Annotated in this window: 1 rRNA gene; it reads right to left on the bottom strand. The window is 48.7% G+C overall.

Going from position 1 to position 437, the window contains the following annotated elements:
* Positions 1-116, bottom strand: a 5S ribosomal RNA gene (gene rrf / locus QY97_RS19410).
* Positions 117-437: the final 321 nt, after the last annotated feature.

Raw genomic sequence — 437 nt, 5'->3', positions numbered from 1 at the left:
GCCTGGCAGCGTCCTACTCTCACAGGGGGAAGCCCCCAACTACCATCGGCGCTGAAGAGCTTAACTTCCGTGTTCGGGATGGGAACGGGTGTGACCTCTTTGCCATAGCCACCAGACCGTCAAAGACATTTACTATTATAGCAAATCCCTCTTATTTATCAAGAACTTTTTTGTTCTTTCAAAACTGGATAATATGCTTGGAAAGTAACCGGCAATACCTTGCCATTTTGTTGTGTGTTGTCCAGCTCCGGCTCCTCGACACTCGAGTCAAATAACCGTCCGCTTCCAAGGCATAGCGCCTCTCCAGCATCCAAACATTTGCTTGTCGTGTCTATGCAGTCGCCTGTGCTTTTCGTTTTTAGGATAAGTCCTCGATCGATTAGTATTCGTCAGCTCCACGTGTCGCCACGCTTCCACCTCGAACCTATCTACCTGAT

It is taken from the genome of Bacillus thermotolerans (assembly GCF_000812025.2).
GTDB classification, from domain to species: Bacteria; Bacillota; Bacilli; order Bacillales; family Domibacillaceae; genus Quasibacillus; species Quasibacillus thermotolerans.
The sequence above is the reverse complement of the archived record's forward strand: the minus strand, read 5'-3'. Positions and strand labels throughout refer to the sequence as shown.